Origin of the sequence: Trinickia fusca (assembly GCF_003628145.1) — a bacterium.
In the GTDB taxonomy this organism is placed as follows: domain Bacteria; phylum Pseudomonadota; class Gammaproteobacteria; order Burkholderiales; family Burkholderiaceae; genus Trinickia; species Trinickia fusca.
On record NZ_RBZV01000014.1, the window covers coordinates 113960 to 133429 of the forward strand.

The 19470-nt window shown below is 62.5% G+C and carries 18 protein-coding genes; 15 read left to right on the forward strand and 3 right to left on the reverse strand.

Translation table 11 applies throughout. The annotated features are described in order from the left end of the window. Window positions 1-1539: autotransporter-associated beta strand repeat-containing protein (locus D7S89_RS28000; RefSeq protein ID WP_245983200.1), on the reverse strand; the 1539-nt coding region annotated here is incomplete at its 3' end. A 783-nt stretch (window positions 1540-2322) separates the two neighbouring features. On the opposite strand from D7S89_RS28000, the gene D7S89_RS23535 reads away from it, so the two are divergent. Further along, window positions 2323-3204, forward strand: coding sequence for a GNAT family N-acetyltransferase (locus D7S89_RS23535; protein ID WP_245983203.1), 882 nt, complete (start codon window positions 2323-2325; stop codon window positions 3202-3204). A 49-nt stretch (window positions 3205-3253) separates the two neighbouring features. Beyond that, window positions 3254-4411 (forward strand): patatin-like phospholipase family protein, encoded by a 1158-nt coding sequence (locus tag D7S89_RS23540; RefSeq protein WP_121281276.1) that lies wholly within the window; start codon window positions 3254-3256, stop codon window positions 4409-4411. Window positions 4412-4583: 172 nt separating this feature from the next. On the opposite strand, the gene D7S89_RS23545 is transcribed toward D7S89_RS23540, so the two are convergent. After that, window positions 4584-5291 carry a glycoside hydrolase domain-containing protein gene (locus D7S89_RS23545; RefSeq protein WP_121281277.1) on the reverse strand — a complete coding sequence of 236 codons (708 nt, stop codon included), beginning with the start codon at window positions 5289-5291 and terminating at the stop codon, window positions 4584-4586. 227 nt (window positions 5292-5518) lie between these two features. Between D7S89_RS23545 and D7S89_RS23550 the strand changes: the two genes are divergently transcribed. The 11 genes from D7S89_RS23550 (at window position 5519) to D7S89_RS23600 (ending at window position 13171) form a co-directional block, all read left to right on the forward strand. Beyond that, window positions 5519-6013: a hypothetical protein gene (locus tag D7S89_RS23550; protein ID WP_425470898.1), complete on the forward strand. Its 495-nt coding sequence runs from the start codon at window positions 5519-5521 to the stop codon at window positions 6011-6013. Window positions 6014-6316: 303 nt separating this feature from the next. Beyond that, window positions 6317-6820 (forward strand): BCAM0308 family protein, encoded by a 504-nt coding sequence (locus D7S89_RS23555; protein ID WP_121281278.1) that lies wholly within the window; start codon window positions 6317-6319, stop codon window positions 6818-6820. 118 nt (window positions 6821-6938) lie between these two features. Beyond that, window positions 6939-8348, forward strand: coding sequence for a nicotinate phosphoribosyltransferase (locus D7S89_RS23560; RefSeq protein ID WP_121281279.1), 1410 nt, complete (start codon window positions 6939-6941; stop codon window positions 8346-8348). A gap of 152 nt (window positions 8349-8500) precedes the next feature. Next, complete coding sequence (locus D7S89_RS27600) at window positions 8501-8647, forward strand: hypothetical protein (RefSeq protein WP_183085333.1); 147 nt, start codon at window positions 8501-8503, stop codon at window positions 8645-8647. 40 nt (window positions 8648-8687) lie between these two features. Continuing rightward, complete coding sequence (locus D7S89_RS23570) at window positions 8688-9218, forward strand: sigma-70 family RNA polymerase sigma factor (protein ID WP_121281281.1); 531 nt, start codon at window positions 8688-8690, stop codon at window positions 9216-9218. Beyond that, window positions 9215-10018, forward strand: a complete 804-nt coding sequence (locus tag D7S89_RS23575; RefSeq protein ID WP_121281282.1) for an anti-sigma factor family protein — start codon at window positions 9215-9217, stop codon at window positions 10016-10018. Before D7S89_RS23570 ends, D7S89_RS23575 begins: the two co-directional genes overlap by 4 nt. Before the next feature lie 278 nt (window positions 10019-10296). Then, a complete protein-coding gene (locus D7S89_RS23580) occupies window positions 10297-10848 on the forward strand; it encodes a hypothetical protein (protein WP_147426753.1) in 552 nt (183 codons plus the stop codon). A 184-nt stretch (window positions 10849-11032) separates the two neighbouring features. Beyond that, a complete protein-coding gene (locus tag D7S89_RS23585) occupies window positions 11033-11395 on the forward strand; it encodes a COG4315 family predicted lipoprotein (RefSeq protein WP_121281284.1) in 363 nt (120 codons plus the stop codon). A 190-nt stretch (window positions 11396-11585) separates the two neighbouring features. Next, window positions 11586-12116, forward strand: a complete 531-nt coding sequence (locus D7S89_RS23590; RefSeq protein WP_121281303.1) for a DUF4142 domain-containing protein — start codon at window positions 11586-11588, stop codon at window positions 12114-12116. Between the two features lie 7 nt (window positions 12117-12123). Next, entirely contained in the window at window positions 12124-12459 is a 336-nt protein-coding gene (locus D7S89_RS23595) for a cupredoxin domain-containing protein (RefSeq protein WP_121281285.1), read from the forward strand. Between the two features lie 4 nt (window positions 12460-12463). Beyond that, complete coding sequence (locus D7S89_RS23600) at window positions 12464-13171, forward strand: RNA polymerase sigma factor (RefSeq protein WP_121281286.1); 708 nt, start codon at window positions 12464-12466, stop codon at window positions 13169-13171. Window positions 13172-13197: 26 nt separating this feature from the next. On the opposite strand, the gene D7S89_RS23605 is transcribed toward D7S89_RS23600, so the two are convergent. Continuing rightward, window positions 13198-14442, reverse strand: a complete 1245-nt coding sequence (locus D7S89_RS23605; protein ID WP_121281287.1) for an MFS transporter — start codon at window positions 14440-14442, stop codon at window positions 13198-13200. Between the two features lie 238 nt (window positions 14443-14680). On the opposite strand from D7S89_RS23605, the gene D7S89_RS23610 reads away from it, so the two are divergent. After that, window positions 14681-16273, forward strand: coding sequence for an FAD-dependent oxidoreductase (locus tag D7S89_RS23610; protein WP_183085334.1), 1593 nt, complete (start codon window positions 14681-14683; stop codon window positions 16271-16273). Between the two features lie 458 nt (window positions 16274-16731). Continuing rightward, window positions 16732-19470, forward strand: a 2739-nt coding sequence (locus tag D7S89_RS23615) for a two-partner secretion domain-containing protein (protein ID WP_121281304.1), incomplete at its 3' end; no start/stop codon positions are given.

Here is a 19470-nt window from a genome sequence, read left to right on the forward strand (position 1 = left end):
GCCGCCGAGCACGGTGTTGAGCCTGATCGTGCCGTTCTGCCCGACATAGCTTTGCACGGTCAGCGTGTTGCCGACACCTGCGCCGCCCAGTTGCACCGTGCCCGCATTGGTCAGGCGCCCGTTGATCGTGAAGCCGCCGTTCCCGCCACTCGAGAACGACGAGAGCGCATTGGCGACGGCAATCGTGCCGTTGTTCGTGACGTCGCCATTGACCGTGCCGTAGCCGCCAAACGCCGCACCGCTCGCGACGCTCGCGCCGCTTGCGAGTGATGCCGACGGATGCGCCGCGTCACCGAGCACAAGCGTGCCTGCGCTGACCGTCGTGCCACCGTTGTACGTGTTGACGCCGTTGAGCACGAGCGTGCCCGAGCCAATCTTGGTCAGCGCACCAGCGCCTGCAATGTTTTGCGCGATCGTTGATTGATACTGCTGCGTATCGATCGTACCGCCGCCGGCCGCGATCGTCATCGCTCGCGTTGCGGCAAGATTGAAGCTGCTGCTCAATTGCAGCGTACCGCCATTGAACGTGATGGCGCCCGTCGGGTCACCCATCACGTTGTCCGCGCTCACCTGAAGCACGCCCTGATTGAGCACGGTCCCACCGCTGTACGTGTTGCTGCCGGCCGTACTGGGCGCCAGTATCAGCGTACCCGCGCCATCCTTTTCCACTGCGCCTGTGCCGCTGATCGATCCCGTATAAGTGTCGTCGACGTTCTGCACAAACTGAACGAGACCGTTGTCGGTGATGGCCGGTGTCAGCGTTTGTGCGTTGCCCTGCAACGTGCCTTGCGAGTCGACGAGCATGCTGCCCGCGTACTGGGTGTTGTTCCCGGCCAGCACGAGCGTGCCTTGCTGCACTTCAGCCGAGGTGAATCCGAATGAGCTGAGCGGATCGTTGATGGTCCAGGTGCCGCTGTCCTGCTTCTGGAGTGTCTGAAAATTCGTGATTCTGCTGGGCAGCACGTCCGAGCCTGCACCGTTCAGCGTCAGCAGATTCGTGCCGCCACCGCCGTCGATGGTGCCGCTGATCGTCGAGCCCGTATACAGGTGAAGCGCATCGTTGCCGCCCGCGAAGACGAGATTGCCGAGCACCGTACCGCGGTTCGTGAAGTCCACGGCACCGTTGCCCGAAGCACCCATGACGTTGCCCTGGCCCAACCTGCCGCCTTGGCCCACCTCGATCACGCCGGTCGCGTTGTTGACGATGGTGTTCAGGCCCGTTGTGTTCTGAAACCAGATGGCTGCGGCATTGATGCCCTGAATCGTACCGTTGTTGACGATCAGATTGCCGCTGCCTTCCGGGTTGACCGCCTCCCCGTCGTGTTCGGCGCCCGAGGAGAGGACCGTCGCCCCTTGTTCGACGGTGAGCGTGCTGTTGTTGCGGAACTCGATGGTGTCTGCGCCGGTGTTGTACAGGCCGTTACTGGTCTGCGACGTGTTCTGCACCAACGCGCCGCTCCCGACGTCGATCGTCGCGTTGTCCCCGAGGCTGATGGCGTTGGCGTCGCCAACCACGATTTGGGCATTTTGACCGATCATGACGGAGCTGCCCGAGGCCGTGGATACGCCCGTCCCGATCGTGCTCGTCCATGGCGAGGGCGCACTCGTATCGCAAGCGGTCACGTTGCTGGTCGTGACGCAGTTCGAATAAGCCGGCAATGGAATCAGCGCTATATAGGAAAGCACGGCCAAGTAGGCGGCCGTCAAGCGACGATCGGGCCTCTGTGCAAAAGTGCGTTGTCGCGCAGATTCGATTCCATAAACACCGTGTAGACTACGAGCTTGAATAGTCTTGCGCATATCGTTCTCCTTGAATTGTTGTGAAGTCGGGTGATTTGAAATGCGTGAGAATGCGATCCTGATTTGCGGCGATGGCGAGCCAATAAAAATGCGGCGCAATACCTCTCCACACCGCTCAATGGCGGCGGAATGCCTTCGTGCTGAGAAAAAGCGCGCGCGCCCGTCCAGCAAGGCAGATGGAATGCCTTGCCGAGCGCAGACCTACGAGGGCGCGGCCAAGCCTGCTAGATCGATGGCAATGAGGGGCAAATGATTGACGACTTCTTCTGGTGCCCCTGTCGACATGCCATTTTTCATGGCATGTCTGCTCTCATTATGGAAGTGAGTGGTCGTCGCGCTTCATGGCTGATCTCCGCGTTTGATTTGTCACGAAGTATGTCAGGCGACAGAGGGCGAATATTTAAAAAGTGTTGAAAGACGACCTGTCTTTACATTTTTTTGGTTTTTTGGAACGCGAAAGAATCGAGCAGCAAGATTTCGATAAAATTTGGGCGGTATCTTGAACGACCGACGAGGTGAATCATGGCTGACTCCCCATGTTTCGGAACCGGCTTCACGGTTCGCACGATGACCGCCGACGAAGTCGCGTTAGCCATCGACTGGGCTGCACGAGAAGGCTGGAACCCTGGTCTTCATGATGCGCAAAGCTTTCGTGTCGCGGACCCGAACGGCTTCTTCGTCGGCGAATGGCGTGGCGAACCGGTCGGCTCGATTTCAGCCGTCGCCTACGACGACCACTTTGGCTTCATCGGCCTGTACATCGTCAAACCGGAATTCCGTGGCAAGGGGCTCGGCCTGCGCATCTGGCAACATGCAATCGCGTACCTAGGGCCGCGCAACATTGGCCTCGACGGTGTCGTCCAACAGCAAGCCAACTACAGGAAGTCGGGCTTTCAGCTGGCCTATCGGAATATCCGCTTCCAAGGCTTGGCGCAAACGCAAATGCCGAATCCAGTCTCGGCGAGCCAAACGATCGACGTGTCGAATCTCACAGACGTATCGTTCGAACAGCTAGCTGCATACGACAGACAATTCTTTCTGATGTCACGTGCAGCGTTCCTGCGCGCGTGGATTGCTCAGCCGGGTGCCGTTGCGCTGGCGGCCATCATTGAAGGCCGCATGCGCGGCTATGGGGTGCTGCGTCTATGCCGCGAAGGCCGCAAGATCGGCCCACTGTTCGCCGACACCGAAGCGATCGCCGAGCAGTTGTTCGGCGCGTTGACGGCGCAATGCCACGGCGAAACCGTCGCGCTCGATGTGCCGGAGACCAACTCCACGGCGATCGCGCTCGCCGAGCGGCATGGCATGACCCGCGTCTTCGAAACGGCACGGATGTATACGGGGGTGCCCCCCGATACGCCGATCGAACGTCTGTTCGGGGTCACAACCTTCGAACTCGGCTGACCCGACAGGTGGCAGAATAGGGCATCGCGTTTCGATCGGGGCACGGATCATGAGCAAGCCTGCGCGCCAGACCCTTGCAGATCAGCAGCACGAACCGTCCAACGAACCGCCTGCCATTCCCGGCCAGATCGTGCTGGTCCTGCAAGGCGGAGGGGCGCTCGGCGCTTATCAGGCCGGTATCTATCAAGCGCTGCATGATGCGCGCGTCGAACCGCATTGGGTAATCGGCACGTCGATCGGGGCCGTCAACGGCGCAATCATCGCCGGCAATCCAGTCGAACGGCGCCTTGAGCAACTAGAACGCTTCTGGCACGGCGTCGCCCGCAACACGTTTCCGCTCGCCGATTGGCTTCCCGCGCTCGCCACCTGGTCGCGCGATCTGGCGATCGTCACGCAGGGCATTCCGTCGTTCTTCACGCCAAGGCTGCAAGCATGGACAAGCCTGCAGCAACGCGTCGGTCTCGATCAAGCCGCGTTCTATTCGACGACACCGCTGCGCGAGACGTTGGCATCGCTCGTCGATTTCGATCTCCTCAACGAGAAGACGATGCGTTTGACCGTTGGCGCAGTCAACGTACGCAGCGGGCGCATGCATTACTTCTCGAACCGCGACATGGCGATGGATGCCAGCCACGTCATGGCATCGGCCGCATTTCCGCCGGGATTTCCTTCCGTGCGTATCGAGGGCGAGCCGTACTGGGACGGCGGCATCTATTCGAACACGCCGCTCGAAGCGGTGCTCGACGATCGCCCCAGGCGCAGTTCGGTCATCTTCGCGGTGCAGCTGTGGCCGTCCGCCGGGCCCGAGCCCGAGTCGATCTGGCAGGTGATGAGCCGTCAGCGCGACATTCAGTATTCGAGTCGCGCGCAAAGCCACATCGAGCGGCAGCGGCAGCTTCATCGTCTACGTCATGTGATTCGCGAGCTCGAGCAATATATTCCCGAGCCGCAGCGTCAATCGCCGCAGGTGCGTGAACTGCTCGATTGGGGATGCAGGACAACGATGCAGGTCGTCGAACTCGATGCACCTGGCTTGGACGGCGACGATCTGAACCGCGACATCGATTTCTCGTCGAGCGGAATCGAGCGCCGCTGGCGTGCCGGCTTCGAAGACATGACGCGCGTACTGCAAGAGGCGCCATGGCGTGAGCCGGTTGATCCGATGGACGGCATCTCGATCTATCGCATGGGGTCGACGGCGGGCTAGGTTAGCTCCGCGAATCGGGGTGCCACCTGCTCCAGAAATACCAAGACTTCCATCTGCATCGTGGCAAGGCTTGGCTGTTAGTCTTCCCAGCCGAACGCTTGCAACGCGCATCGTGGGCGTGAGATCGCGCAAGGGCAGGCCTGCGGGCTTGTGAGCTCGTTAGGCGACGACGCTATTGGGACTCCACAGGAGCGGATGGATCTGCCAGACTCGCCGAACTCAAGTCCGCCTGCATCGTCTCGTTCGGTGCGCCGGGGAGTGCCAACACAGCGTTTTGCTGGCATTGCCAGGCGACCGCATCGGGATAACCGCAACCGGAGGGATCGTCGGCCGGAAATTCGTTCAGGGAGCAGGTATACGCATGCGCGGTGATGGTCGGCACGTTCCAGGCCCAGATGCGTAACTCAGGGGCCGGGTTCAGCGTCGCCATCAATGACGCCATCGTATCGGCCAAATCGTGCGAACAGTAAATGCCCGGTTGATAGCCGCTTTCCATCACTGCGGTTACCCATGCGCACAGGTAGGCTTGCGCATCGGCGCTGGGAACGCCCCCGTCTTCCCAATCGATAAATACATAGGTTCCTGAAGCAAAACCTTCGGCTTGCATCAGTTGGGCGGCTTGTGATCCGTCAGTGCTGCCTTGAGGTGCGATCGCATTGTGAGAGCCTGGGCCCGCCGTTTGCTGGCCCAGGTAAATGGGCAGCAATCCCCAACCTTGATCGATCAGCGCCTGACGGTTGCCCATCCAGCCGGTGTCGTCGTGGCTGGGGGCAGGCGCCAGGTAGTAGCCGCACCAGCTCAGATTGGTGTTGGCCTTCATCCAGTCGAGCTGAGCCTGGCCAGGGAAGGTGTCGGTGTCGAAGCCTGCGTAGTAGATCATGGTCTTTCCCAATGTGGCTGGATTGGCTTCTGGTATCCCATGACGCTCATTCCAGGGAGATAGCCCGGCATACCTGCAAAGCAGCGATTTGCGGTGAAGTCTGCTGTCGTGGAGCGACGACCGATCGCCGGAGGTTGCCGCGCTGCAACTGGGCCATTAATCACCGGCTCCCACCATTTACAGTTCATTACACGCGGTATCCCCTGCACACACCCACGATTCATAGAATGAAAGCGCAGTTCATCATCGGGAGATTGATCATGATCAAGAAGCGCTCGGGTACCGCGACATTCGTCGTTGCCATCATGGCGCTCGTATCGGCATCGGCTTTTGCCGCTGCGGGCGGCAACGGGGGCGGCTCAGGTGGAGGAGCCGGCGCAGGCGCTGGTGGAGGGGGCGCTCACGGCGGCTCGAGCAGCAGCGCCGGCGCCAACGCGGCAGGAGCGAACGCCGGCGGCAAGTCGGCTGGCCACATGAGCAGCCACGGTATCGCGAACACGAACGGGTTTCACTCGGCCGACCGCGACAAGGGCTTGCAGCGTGCCGAAGACCGATCAGATACACAAGCCGACCGTAACGGCACGACGCCGTCCCAAGCCAGCACTCATGCCCATACGCACGCGCACAACCACCATGCCGCGCACATCACGCACGCTACATTGCACACGAGAACCAACGTGCGCCGCGACGACGATACCGACTTCGGACGCACCAAGCCGTAGCGCAGAAATGGACAAGGGCGCCAGCGGCGCCCTTGTGGTTCTCCCTGTCGTTTTTTCGGCCGTTTTAGCAAGCTGTTCATCAGAACAGTTGGCCCTTGCTCAGGTGCGCAAAGCATAGCTGGAACGCCCTGCAAGGGTTTTCGCAGTTTGCAACAAACAGTAACGCTTATAGCTTGGCGTGTCGTGACGTGACAGCGGCATGACCCTCGGTGCGGCGCCGCGCATGGAGCGGCATCGCTTCGTTGACGCGGGTAGGGGCGATCACTACCGTAAGCTGATGCAAGAGATATAGGAGCCTCACCCATGAGCGACCCAGCGAGGCCCTTTCAGGCCCGTGCCGATAGCCACGACGAAGCGATTCCCCCGCTTGAATACCGCGATTTCGATCAATCTCATGACGAGTTGCCGGAACCGACCGTCTGCGCCACTTGCGGCGCGGTCTACATCGGCGGGCGATGGCAATGGAGGACGCGCCCCGAATACGCCTATAAGACGATTTGCATGGCATGCCATCGTACGGTCGACCTACTGCCCGCCGGATATGTCTATATCGATGGCCCGTTCGCTGACGATCATCTCGTCGACGTGCTGGAATTGCTTCGCCGCCATGAAGCAAGCGCAATGGAGCACAACCCGATGCAGCGGATCATGTCGGTTGACGAGGGTGGCGGCACGACCGTCGTCGCAACGACCGGCCAACACCTGGCGCACGTTTTGGGTACGGCGCTCGAAGCGGCGTATCAAGGCCGGCTCGAAGTCAAATACAGCCACGACAAAAAACTGGTGCGCGTGTACTGGCGACGTTAGGAGGAACGAACCCGTCTCGGCTGGTTCAAAAAAGTGCGTGCCCTCAATCCAATACGGGCGTTCGACTCGCGATGCCCGCTTCAATCGCGCATGGTGCCCCGGCGACGGAGGCCGCGACATGAACGAATGGCTCGATAGCCCTCTATTGACCGATCTGTACGAGCTGACGATGCTGCAGGCGTACTTCGACGGTGGCATGAACGAGACGGCCACCTTCGAGTTCTTCGTGCGCGCGCTGCCGACCGAACGCAATTTCCTGATGGCAGCCGGACTCGAGCAGGTGATGGAGTATCTGGAGCGTTTGCGATTTACCTCCGACGATCTGTTCGCGCTCGAAGAAACAGGGCGGTTTTCTGCATCGTTTCTGAGGTCGCTGGCAGACTTCCGTTTTACCGGCGACATCGACGCGATGCGCGAGGGCACCGTGTTCTTCGCCGACGAACCGATTCTGCGTGTGACGGCCCCCATGCGCGAAGCGCAGCTGGTCGAAAGCCGTGTGATGAATCTGCTGCACTACGAGACTTTGGTCGCGAGCAAAGCGGCGCGCATCGTGTTGACGGCCCCCGACGCACTGCTCGTCGATTTCGGCTTGCGTCGTGCGCACGGCGCGGAAGCGGCGGTATTGTCGGCACGCGCGAGCTATCTGGCTGGCTTCGGCGGCACGGCGACCTTGGCCGCCGGCCTGCGCTTCGGCATCCCGACTTCCGGGACGATGGCCCATGCCTACGTGCAGGCACATGAAGACGAAGCGCAGGCGTTCGAAAACTTCGCGCGTTCGCAGCCCGGCAACGCGACGTTGCTGATCGACACGTACGACACCGAAGCGGCCGCGCACAAGGTCGTCGCGCTCGCGCCACGCCTTGCCAACGAAGGGGTGCTCATACGTGCCGTGCGCATCGACAGCGGCGACCTGGCCGAGCACGCGCGGCGCGTGCGTCATATCCTCGACGAAGGCGGCCTCACGAAAGTCACGATCTTCGCGAGCGGCAACCTCGACGAATACCGCCTGCACGAACTCGTTGCCGCAGGCGCACCGATCGACGGCTATGGCATCGGCACGCGCATGAACACGTCGGCCGACGTGCCGTACCTCGACTCTGCCTACAAGCTCGTCGACTATGCCGGCCAGCCTCGGCGCAAGCGCGCCGAGGGCAAAGCCACTTGGCCTGGACGCAAGGCCGTCTTCCGCCTGTACTTGGCGAACAGCGTCATGGCCGGCGACTGGCTGACGCTCGAGCACGAAAGCCGAGACGGCGAGGCACTGCTGGAGCCGGCCATGCGAGACGGTCTGCGGTGCACCGATGTGCCCGATCTCGAAGCCTGCCGCGAACATGCGCGGCGCCAATTGCGTGCGTTGCCTGGCGCACAACGCACGCTCGAGCGCGACGAGCCGTATCCGGTGGCCGTCTCCGATGCGCTCAGGCACATGGCGCGGCAGCTCGATGCCGGCGCGGGCGCCGCGCCTGCAGCTTCGTCGAACGCAACGAGCCCAGCTAATACACCGCCTTCAGCAAGCAGCGGCTCATAAGCAAAAAAGCGTCGAATCGACGGAATAAATCCGGCGCTGCAAGCGTTTTGCAAAGCAGGCACGCTCGAATTCCTTTCTTCCGTTCGCCGGCGCGCGGGCCTCGGGCGTGGCTTTCGCTGCGCGCCGCACGAACTGTCGGGCAGGAGGCGAAGATGAAATTGTTGCGAATCGTTTCTACGCTATTGGTGATGCTGATGCTCGGGCTGTCGTCATTGTCGGCGGCTGGCTGCATGTCGGACGGCAGCACGAACTCGACCACGAGCAGCGGCGGAAGCAGTGGGGGCAGCGGGGGGTACTGAAGGCTTGTTTACATCTGAGCGTTGACGGGGTGTCGATCGAGTGAGTTTCGATGCCGACGTGATTGCGCGGCTGGGCCAATTGCGCCGCTATGCTCGCGCGCTGACGGGGGATCCCGCCTGGGCCGACGATCTGGTGCAGGATACGGCGGAGCGGGCGCTCGCACGCGAGACGGCATTCCGTGCGGGCAGCAATCTACGTGCATGGTTGTTCACGATCCTGCGCAATCTCTACATCGACCAATTGCGCGCGCGACGCGAATTCGCCGTGGACGACGAAAGCGCACCGTGGCGCAACCTCGAAGCACCCCGTAGCGAAGTCGACGGTCTCGTCCTGCACGAGGTTCAGCAAGCGCTCTATCACTTGCCGGTCGAGCAGCGTGAAGTACTGCTGCTCGTCTGCGTCGAAGAACTCTCGTATCAGGAGGCCGCGACGGTGCTCGGGGTGCCGATCGGAACGGTGATGTCGCGGCTGTGCCGTGCGCGGGAGCACATGCGCGTGCTGCTCGGCGGTGAGCCGACTCACGAGAGTCCGCCGCTCAAAGTAGTGAGAAACACGAGAAGCACGCCATGACGCGCGACCAAGATGACGATTGCGAGGATTCAATGCCGATCGATCTGACCACGCTCGGGGCATTCGTCGACAACGAGCTGCCCGCGGCGCAAAGCGCCCAGGTGAGGGCGCATCTCGAACACGACGGGGAGGCGCGTGCGCGCGCGCAATCATGGCAGGCGCTGACAGGCGCATTGCGCACGCTATGCGAGGCGCACGAACACGAACATAGTCCCACGTCACCGGTCATTGTCGTGCGCAAGCGGTCATCCATGCCGCACCGCATGGCGCTCGCCGCGTGCTGGGCCGTGGTGGGGGCGGGGCTTGGCGTCGCGCTGGGCACGTTCGCCCCACGATGGCTCCCCGGCAGTGCGGAGCCGGCCGCGTTCGCGCGTCGCGCCGACATCGCCTACGCCGTCTATGCGCCCGAGGAGCGGCATCCGGTCGAGGTTGCCGCCAGCGAAGAATCGCACCTCAGGGCATGGCTCTCCAAACGCCTCGAGCGTCCGGTCTCGATTCCTTCGCTGAGCGAGTACGGCTACACGCTCGTTGGCGGACGACTGCTGCCCGGCGAGACAGGGCCGGCCGCGCAAATCATGTACGAGAACGCAGACGGGGCACGACTCACGCTCTATGTCACCAATACGCCGCCGAACGAAGCCGCCGTACAACTCCTGCGCGACGGCAACCGTCGTACGTTCTATTGGGTCATCGACCGCACCGGCTACGCGCTGTCGGGCTCGATCGCCGAGCCGAAGCTGCGCGCAATCGCCGTCGACATGTGCAGCGAGTTGGGCGGCCGCCCCGACGCATGGAAATAGCGAGTGGCCCAGTCCTTCAGCTGACGAATGCCTGGCGCCGCCAGCCGCCATCATTTCATCGTCCAAGCGAAACACCTTGTAACCAAAACGCAGCTCAATGGCGTGCCGTAGGCGGAATAGCGCACATACGCGTTTCGTTTATCGAATAGCCATGCCGCATGAGACACGCCTTGCACGGCGTGTCCGTGCGGCATCCGCAAGGCGAATCGGTGGAGTCTTTACTGCGCCGATGCACGTGGGTGCATCGCGACGCCGGTCCATCGAGCGAGGACGACATCATGCGTACTATCTTTGGACTCAGCGCCATGCTGGGCATTTGCCTCCTGGGATGCACGACGCCGGCAGTGGCCCAGCCTACCTATTCCACGCTCGACACCTCGGATTGCCGCTCGGTCAACGGCCAGATCGACGTCGATGGCGTCATGCAGCCGGTCGTGGGCCAAGCGTGCCGTCAGCCCGACGGCAATTGGGTGCTCGTGCAAGTCGACGAAAGCGGCATCCTCTATCCGATGTACGGATCGTGGGTCGAGTACTGGCCGCCGACGTTCTTCGGCGGCACGCTCTTCGTCTTCGACGACTTCCATCGGTTTCATCACCACCACTTTCACCACTTCGATCATGTGAACGGCGGCCACGTTGGCCATCCCATGACGATGGGCGGAGTGGGGGGCGTGGGCGCCACGTCCGGACATGGTGGCGTCGGGGCAACGGGCGGCATGTCGGGGAGCCCCATGCACAGCATGTCGGGTGGCACGATGCACGGCATGTCAGGCAGCACGTGGGGTGGCTCGATGCATGGCGGTGGCATGTCGGGCGGTGGGCGGCGTTGACGACGGTCGGGGCAACCCCCAACCAGATCGTTTTTTCACGTGCGAATCTGGAATAAAGGCAACGACACGTCGTTTACGAAGGCGATATAGGGAAGCGTGCCCATCGAATCATGCAAAGGCAATGGCGCAGACGCTTCGCGGCGGACGTGGTCGACCGCCGCGCTTTGAAGAAAGGAGACCAATCATGTTGAAAACGCTCGTTTGCGTCGTCGCCTGCGCCATTCCGCTTGCCGCATTCGCGGAAGCACCCAAGATTTCGAATGGCATGGTGGTGGACGACGAGGGCATGACACTCTATACCTTCGATAAAGACAAGACCATGCCGGGCATGAGCGAGTGCACGGGTAGTTGCTCGACACTGTGGCCGGCAGCACTCGCTGACGCCTATGACCAGCCAAGCGGCGACTGGAGCTTCATTGCGGCGCCGGGCGGCAAGCATCAATGGGCCTACAAAGGCCAACCGCTTTATCGCTACTCGAGCGACAAGCGACCGGGAGACATGCAGGGAGACGGCTACAAGCACTTGTGGCACGTGGCACGGCCATAGCGGCAGGCTGGCGGTCCAAGAGGGCGGTCCGCGCATAAAAAACAGGGAGGCACGGCGATCGACGGCGCGAAACGGGAACGCCGCGGTCGCTCGTGACGTCTATCGGCGCAAGATCGGTTGCATCGGTGGTTTCGGTGCAAGCCTTTCTTGCCTCGAAGACACCAAAAGAAGGAGAACGGATATGCCCAAGATGAAGACCGCCGCCCTTGCCGTGTTCGCCGCGCTTGCGCTCGGCTCCCAGGCTCAGGCGCAGGACATGGCGCCGAACGACGCGCAGATCGCCAAGATCGTGGTGACCGCGAATCAAGTCGACATCGACGCCGGCAAGCTGGCGCGGAGCCACGCCGACATGAAGGACGTCAAGGCGTTCGCCCAGTTGATGATCAAGGACCATACCAGCGTCAACAAATCGGCCGTCGATCTCGTGAAGAAACTCAAAGTCACCCCCGAAGACAGCGACACGAGCCAAGCGCTGCAAAAGGGCGGCGACGACAATCTCGCCAATCTCAAGACGTTGAGCGGACACGACTTCGACAAAGCCTACATAGACCATGAAGTCGCGTATCACGAGCAGGTCCTCGACGCGATGGACAAGACCCTGATTCCGAGCGCGAAGAACGAGGAACTGAAAGCGCTGCTCGTGAAGGTGCGTCCGGCGTTCGAAGCGCACCTCGAGCATGCCAAGCATGTGCAGGCCGAGCTTGGCGGAAGCGGTGGTTAAGCGCTTCATGACTCGCCCCCACGATGCGTGGCGTGCGAATGCGCTGCAGGGAGTGCTCGCCGTCGCGGCAGCGGCGATGCCTGCAGCGCTGTGGGCGCATACGGTGCCGGTGACGATCGAAGGGCTGCAGTTCTCGCCGGCGACGGTCACCGTCAAACGCGGCGACACCGTCGTATGGACCAACAAGGATCTCGTTACGCATACGGTCACGGCTGACGGTGTGTTCGATTCGCATGACATCGAACCGAACCACGCCTGGACGTACGTCGCGAAGCAACCCGGACGCTACGCGTATCGATGCACGCTGCATCCGACGATGAACGGCACGCTGGTCGTGGAGTAAACGCATGAAAAAAGCCACCGCCAATGACGGCACGGCACCGCGCGATGGTTCGGCCGACGACGACAACGCGCTGGCCCGGCGCGCCTGCGAAGGCGATCGCGCGGCCTTCGAACAGATCATGCGTCGGCACAATCGGCGTCTATACCGGCTCGCGCGGGCAACCTTGCGCGATGACGCGGAAGCCGAGGACGCGCTGCAGGAGGCCTACCTGGCAGCCTATCGCGCGCTCGGACGCTTTCGCGGCGACGCGGCGCTGTCGACCTGGCTGGTCCGGCTCGTGCTCAACGAGTGTTTCACACGCCGACGACGCGCGGCTCGGCGCAATCACGTTGCACTGATGATCAGTTCGACGGACGAAGACGGCACGGAGCAGGACATCATGGATACGGCAAACGTCGCTTCTCCCGACGATGCGTTCGCGCGTGCCGAACTTCGTGCCCTGATCGAACGCAAGCTCGATGCGCTGCCCGAAGCGTTTCGCATCGTGTTCGTGCTGCGTTGCGTGGAGGAGCTCAGCGTCGAGGAGACCGCACAATGCCTCGGCATTCCCGAGGCAACCGTGCGTTCGCGCCATTTCCGGGCCAGGAGCTTACTGCGCGAATCGCTTGCTCAGGACATCGATCTGGCCGAGCGCGATCTGTTCTCGTTCGGGGGCGAGCACTGCGATCGAACCGTGGCAGGCGTGCTTGCCCGGCTCGACGATGCGCACTGAACACTGAATGTCGGGCGGTACGCTCGTCAGCGCGGTACGCCTTCGTCGAGTCGTACGTGCCGGCATGCCATGAAGAGCAGCAGGTCGTAGGCGATCTTCAGTCCGCCACACGCGATGAGCGGCAGACTTAGCCAGCCCATGCCGATGAACCCGCCCGCCAAAGCCGGTGCAACGGCGGCAGCAAGGCTGCGCGGCACGGCGGTGAAGCTGGCGGCCGCGGGCCGCTCAGCCGGGGTGACGACGGCCATCACATAAGCCGTGCGCGTAGGCACATCCATTTGCAAAAGTGCGCTGCGCACGAGCAAGAGACCGATCGCCCAGGGCAGCGAGGTGGCAAACGCAGCTGAGATCAGGCAGAGGCTGGACGGAATATGCGTGAACACCATCGTGTTGAGCAGCCCGATACGTCGCGCGAGCGGCACGGCAACGAGTTGCGACGCGGCGCTCAGCAAGCCCGTGCCGAAGAAGAATTGACCCGCCGCCGCGATCGACAAACCAAAACGCTGCATGAGCCATAACGACAACAACGCGTTGATGACGAGGCCGCCCGCGAACGCGTCGATGCTGAAGAGCAGCGCAAGCCGTATGACGATGCGCTTGGAGGTGCCCAATGGCGTAGCGGTCGGTGCAGCGGCATGCGGCTCGGGCTGCGGCAAACGGCCGTATAAAACCCATACGGTCGAGCCCGTTACCGCGTAGAAGACGAACATCGCTCGCATGACCATCAATGCAGGAATCGCGAAGTGGGCTGCAAGCCAGGTCGGCACGCCGGCCGCGAGCGCGCCGAGCGAGGCGCACACGGCACCAACCAGGCTGTATCGCGCAAACAGAGCAGTGCGCGCATGGCCGCTCGACCAGCCCGCAAGACGCGCTTGTTCGAGCGGCAGGAACACGCTGACGTCGCCCGAGCTGGGATTCAACGTGCCGACGAACGCCACGACGACAAGCGGCCATAACGACTGCAAGAAAGCGAAGCCGATGCCGGTGGCCGCCATCAGCGCCGCCGCCGCTCTGAGCATGCGATTGGGCTCGAAGCGATTGGCCAGGGCGCCGATAGCGATCGTCGCGAACGCCGAACCGAGCAGTGTCGCCGTGCCGATGAGCCCGACGTCGCGCGCGCCGAACCCGAGCGCGAGCAGATAAGCCGGCAGCAGCACGGCCACATACCCGTCGCAGAAGCCGCGCAAGCCACGGCTCATCAGCACGAAGCGCGCATGGCGGTCGACGCCCGCGGGCGTCGTCCATGCTGTCAGGCGCTCAGTCAACGACATGATCGTCCTCTTTGGTTCCCCAGATTGGTACGGACGCACGCATCGAGGCACCGGCCAACGAATGAATACGATGCCGTCATGGCTCGACGATATGCCCTGTCAAAACAGGCAGCTAGAAGATCCGGATTTCCGATGTAGTCTCCCACCGGGAACGACACGGCGTGGCCCATTCCCCGCGTCTGACGCCCAAACCCACACGAACAAGGCAATCGTCACGTCTCATTCCGGGAGTCCAGAAATGACAAGATCAAAGTCCGATATCGACTCGATAGATCGGCGGCAATTCGGAAAAATTCTAATCGCGGGCGCGGGCGGACTCGCGCTCGGCATGACAGGGATCGCTGGACTCGCTCAAGAACTTGCTCCGCAAGATCAGATGGAACCGGCATCCCATGAATTCCTCTATCCCTCCAAGAAGCCGTTCGACGGCGAGCATTCGGTCGATGTGGTCATCGTCGGGTCCGGGTTATCCGGCCTCGTTGCCGCTAGAAGGCTAAGCAAAAACGGCAAGTCGGTGCTCGTCCTGGAGGCAAGAGATCGAATCGGCGGCCGGATGTTTCTCGAGAAAACGATTGAAGGCGGGGTGCTGGATGTCGGCGGTCAGTGGGTCGGCGACACTCAAGATGCCGTGCTCGCCTTACTCGAGGAGCTCTCGATAAGCAAATTCGACAGCTACGACCAAGGGCACAGCTTTCTCTCGTGGAACCACAAGACCATCAACTTCGACGGTGATTTTGACGAAGTGCTCGAGGGCAAGTACGGCACGTCCCCCCAGGACAAAATCGCCGAGCGATACCTGTGGAGCAAGCTGATGGCGATCACGAAAACGGTGCCGCCGGCCGCGCCGTGGACGGCTCCGAACGCGCGCTTGTTGGATGCGCAAACATTCCAGTCGTGGATCGAGCGGGAAACGAGACAACCCTATGCAAGGTGGGTGCCGGCCTTGCAGGCGAGGATCGGCGGATCGGGAGGATTCGAGCCAGGGCAAGCCTCCTTGCTCCATATGGCCTGGACGCAACGGGTAGGTCCGCAATCCGAGCATCCCGAGCGGTGGCTGCTTCACGGTGGCGCGGGCCAGGTTCCGCCGATGCTCGCAGCCGATCTTGCGGACCGGATCGTGTTGGCGGCACGCGTGACCGATATCGACAGGCACGCGAACGGTGTAACGGTATCGACCGCGCATCTGCGCATCAATGCCAAGGCCGTCATCGTCGCGATTCCGCCTTCATTGCGCGCCGCCATCCGATTTTCACCGGCGCTGCCGGCCACCCATGCGGGCTTCGTGCAGCGTGCCCCGATGGGTTCGATGTCGAAAGTCCACGCCGTCTATCCGACCGCCTTCTGGCGCGAACGGAAACTCAGCGGCACGGCTGCCGGCAATCTGAAAACGTGCGAGTTCATCGCCGACAGCTCTCCGCCTTCCGGCAAACCCGGCATCCTGACCTCGTTCATTGCCGGCGAGCGTAACCTGGAGCTCAGCAACGCCAGTCGCGAGGAGATACGGGACGCAGTCCTTCAAGACTTCGGCTACTACTTCGGCAAGGATGCGATCGCGCCCGCCCAGTTCTTTCACTTCAACTGGAACGATCAAAGCCTGACGGGCGGCGCCTTCACGTCATATTTGCCGCCGGGCGTCTGGACGGTCTACGGAGCAGGGTGGCGCGATCCCGTGGAGAATATTTTCTGGGCAGGCACCGAAGCGTCCGACCGCTGGCCCGGGTACTTCGATGGGGCCGTTCGTGCGGGGCTGAAAGCGGCCGCCGATGTCGAGGGGCAGGTCCGGTTTTCCGATCTTTCCACGGGATTCCGGGCTCGCACCATCGCAGCGTAGGTAGCCGTCAAATGTCATGTGGGAGCCTAAGTTCAGCTCAAGCTCCCACATGACAGGCTGAACGCACAGAGCTCGAAATACTTCCGTTGTGAAGGTGCGCCGATCGACTGTCCAGGAACACGCACTGCACCCACTTCTCCGTGAGCCAGTCGGGGGGGGGCAATTGCACGAGACCGGTGTCGCCGAGTAGCTCATATCCGCCAGGGGCGGTAAGCAGTCTGCCAACGCGTTCATGGCCTGAATATGCTCCAGAAAACTTGGAATCTTGCTCGGCTCAGGTCGTTTCGGTCCGCGCTGGGCCTAGTTTGAAACAGGTGGGCAGTTCGCGCCTTCAGCACGTCAGATGGCAAAACGCGTCCAGCCGCCAATCAGACGGGTCCGAAATGGGAAACCTTTGCTCAGGCAAAGCCAATGTTCCCGCTATCGTCCATTGCGTCTAAGAATACGGACGCGGCACGATGAACAACAACACGTACCGTTTGGTGTATTCCCGGCTCCGGGGGATGGCAGTGGCCGTCGAAGAAACGGCCACCGCGGCGGGCCAATCGGCCGGCGGCGAAACGCGCGCCGGCCGACGGTCGCGGACCGCGCGGACAGCGACCGCCGCGATGGCGTTGTCGGGCATCTTGCCGATGCTGGCGTCGGCGCAGATCGTACCGACGCCGGGAACGGGCACGCAGGTCATCCAGAGCCAGAACGGATTGCCCCAGGTGAACGTCGCACGTCCCTCGAACGCAGGCGTGTCGGTCAACACCTACAACCAGTTCGACGTGAATCGTGCCGGCGCGATCTTGAACAACGCGGCCACGCTCACGAACACGCAACTCGCGGGCTACGTCAACGGCAACCCGAACTATGGCGCCGGCGAGGCCGCACGCATCATCGTCAATCAGGTCAACAGCGCAAACCCATCCCAGCTGAGAGGGTTCGTTGAGATTGCGGGACCCAAAGCCGAAGTCGTGCTCGCCAATCCGTCCGGAATCTACGTGGACGGCGGTGGTTTCATCAATACCAGTCGCGCGATTTTAACGACCGGCGCGCCGTTCTACAGTCCGGAGGGGGGGCTCGCCGGCTTCAACGTCAACCGGGGCCTCGTGACTGTTGCAGGCGCGGGCCTGAATGCGGCGAACATCGATCAGGTCGACCTCATCGCGCGCGCGGTTCAGGTCAACGCCGCCGTGTATGCGAAGAACCTGAACGTTGTCGCCGGTGCAAACCAGGTCAACCGCGACACGCTTGTTGCGACGCTCATCACAGGTGAAGGCCCCGCCCCGACGGTGGCGATCGACATCGGTCAGTTGGGCGGGATGTACAGCAACCGGATCTTTCTCGCGTCCAACGAGTATGGCGTGGGCGTGGCTAGCGCCGGTACGCTCACTGCTCAGGCGGGCGAGCTGACGCTACAGGCGAACGGTCGGCTCGTGCTGACGGGCAAGACGACGGCGAGTGGCAACCTCGCGTTGTCCGCAGCCGGCGGCATCGACAACAGCGGCACGACTTACAGCCAACAATCGGCGACGGTGAGCACGGCTGCCGATCTCACGAACAGCGGCACGCTCACCGCGCAACAGAGCGTCGGCGTCAACGCAGGTTCGGTGAATTCGACGGGTACGCTCGGTGCGGGTGTGAACAACGAGGGCTCCGTCAGCCGCAACGGCGATCTGACCGTGACGACGGCAGGCCGACTGAACGCGACCGGCTGGAACGTCGTGGGCGGCAACGCGACATTGATCGGCAGCGATGTGAACCTCGCCGGCAGTCAAACGGCCGCGAACGGCAACCTCTTGCTGAAAGCAATCGCGGGCGACCTGAATCTTTCGGGCGCGACGACGAGCGCGAAGGGGACGCTCCGTGCAAATGCATCGGGCGCGCTGACCAACGACCGGGGCAACTTGTCGAGCGGCAGCGGCATGACGCTGACCGCCGGCAGCCTATCGAACCAGAGCGGGAACGTCTCGTCGCAAGGCCCGCTTTCCGTGCAGGCATCCGGACAGATCGCGAATCAGGCTGGGACGATGGTCTCGCAGAGCACGGTGCGGGTGAATGGCGGTGCAATCGCGAACCACCAGGGCACGCTGCAGAGCGCCGGCGGAATGACGGTTTCCGGGACCTCTCTGGACAATACCGCTGGCCGCATCACGTCGCTCAAACCCATAGGAATTCCCTCCGGGCCCAGCGACGGCCTGACGATCACGACGAGCGGTCAGCTCACGAACGCGGCAGGCATGGCCGCGACTGGCGCGCAAGGCGGCGTAATCGGCGGCAACGGCGACGTGACCGTGCAAGGCGGCGCTGTCGTCAATCACGGCACGATCACCGCGCAAGCGAATCTGCACGTCACCGGACAGTCGGTCGACAATTCGAGCGGGTTGCTGAAAGCCGGCCAGAACGCGACGGTCGACGCGGGGGCGCGCTTCGCGAACAGCGGCGGCTCGGTTCTTGCGAAGCAGGCGGCAACGGTGAACGCGACGACGGTCGACAACAGCCACGGTACAACAGAGGCGACCCAACTGACGTTCAACGCGAGCGATCTGGTGAATCACGGCGGCACCATCACGCAAACCGGGAACGGCCCCGTGGCCGTCAACGTCAGCGGCACACTGGACAACTCGAACGGCGGGACACTGCAGACCAAGAGTACAGACTTGACACTCACGCCGGCGACGCTGGTCAACGATGGTGGCGTGCTGACTCACGCGGGCACAGGCACGCTGACGCTCACGCCAGGAAACGGCGTCGGAAGCCTCAGCAATGTCGGCGGCAAGATCGCCGGCAACGGCCATATCGTGGCGCGCGCCGGGACGCTCGAGAACCGCACCGGTTCGATCATTGGTCAAACCGGGCTCGGCGTGGCGGTCGGCGGCGCGCTCGACAATGCGCAGGGTAAGCTGCTGTCGAACGCCGATGCGACGATCGATGTCGGCGATGCGCTGACGAACAACGGTGGTGCGCTCGGCGCGGACGCGACTGCGACGATCCACAGCGGATCGCTGACCAATCGCGGCGGCTCGATCGTTGTGCCAAACCTGACCGCGACGGTCGATTCGACGCTGGACAACAGCGGTGGCAATCTGGAAGCGAACCAGCTCGCGCTGACGACCACGGATCTGACGAACCACGGCGGCAAGATTACGCAGTATGGTGCGTCGCCGATGACCATCAGCGTTAGCAACAGGTTCGACAATTCCGTCGGCGGC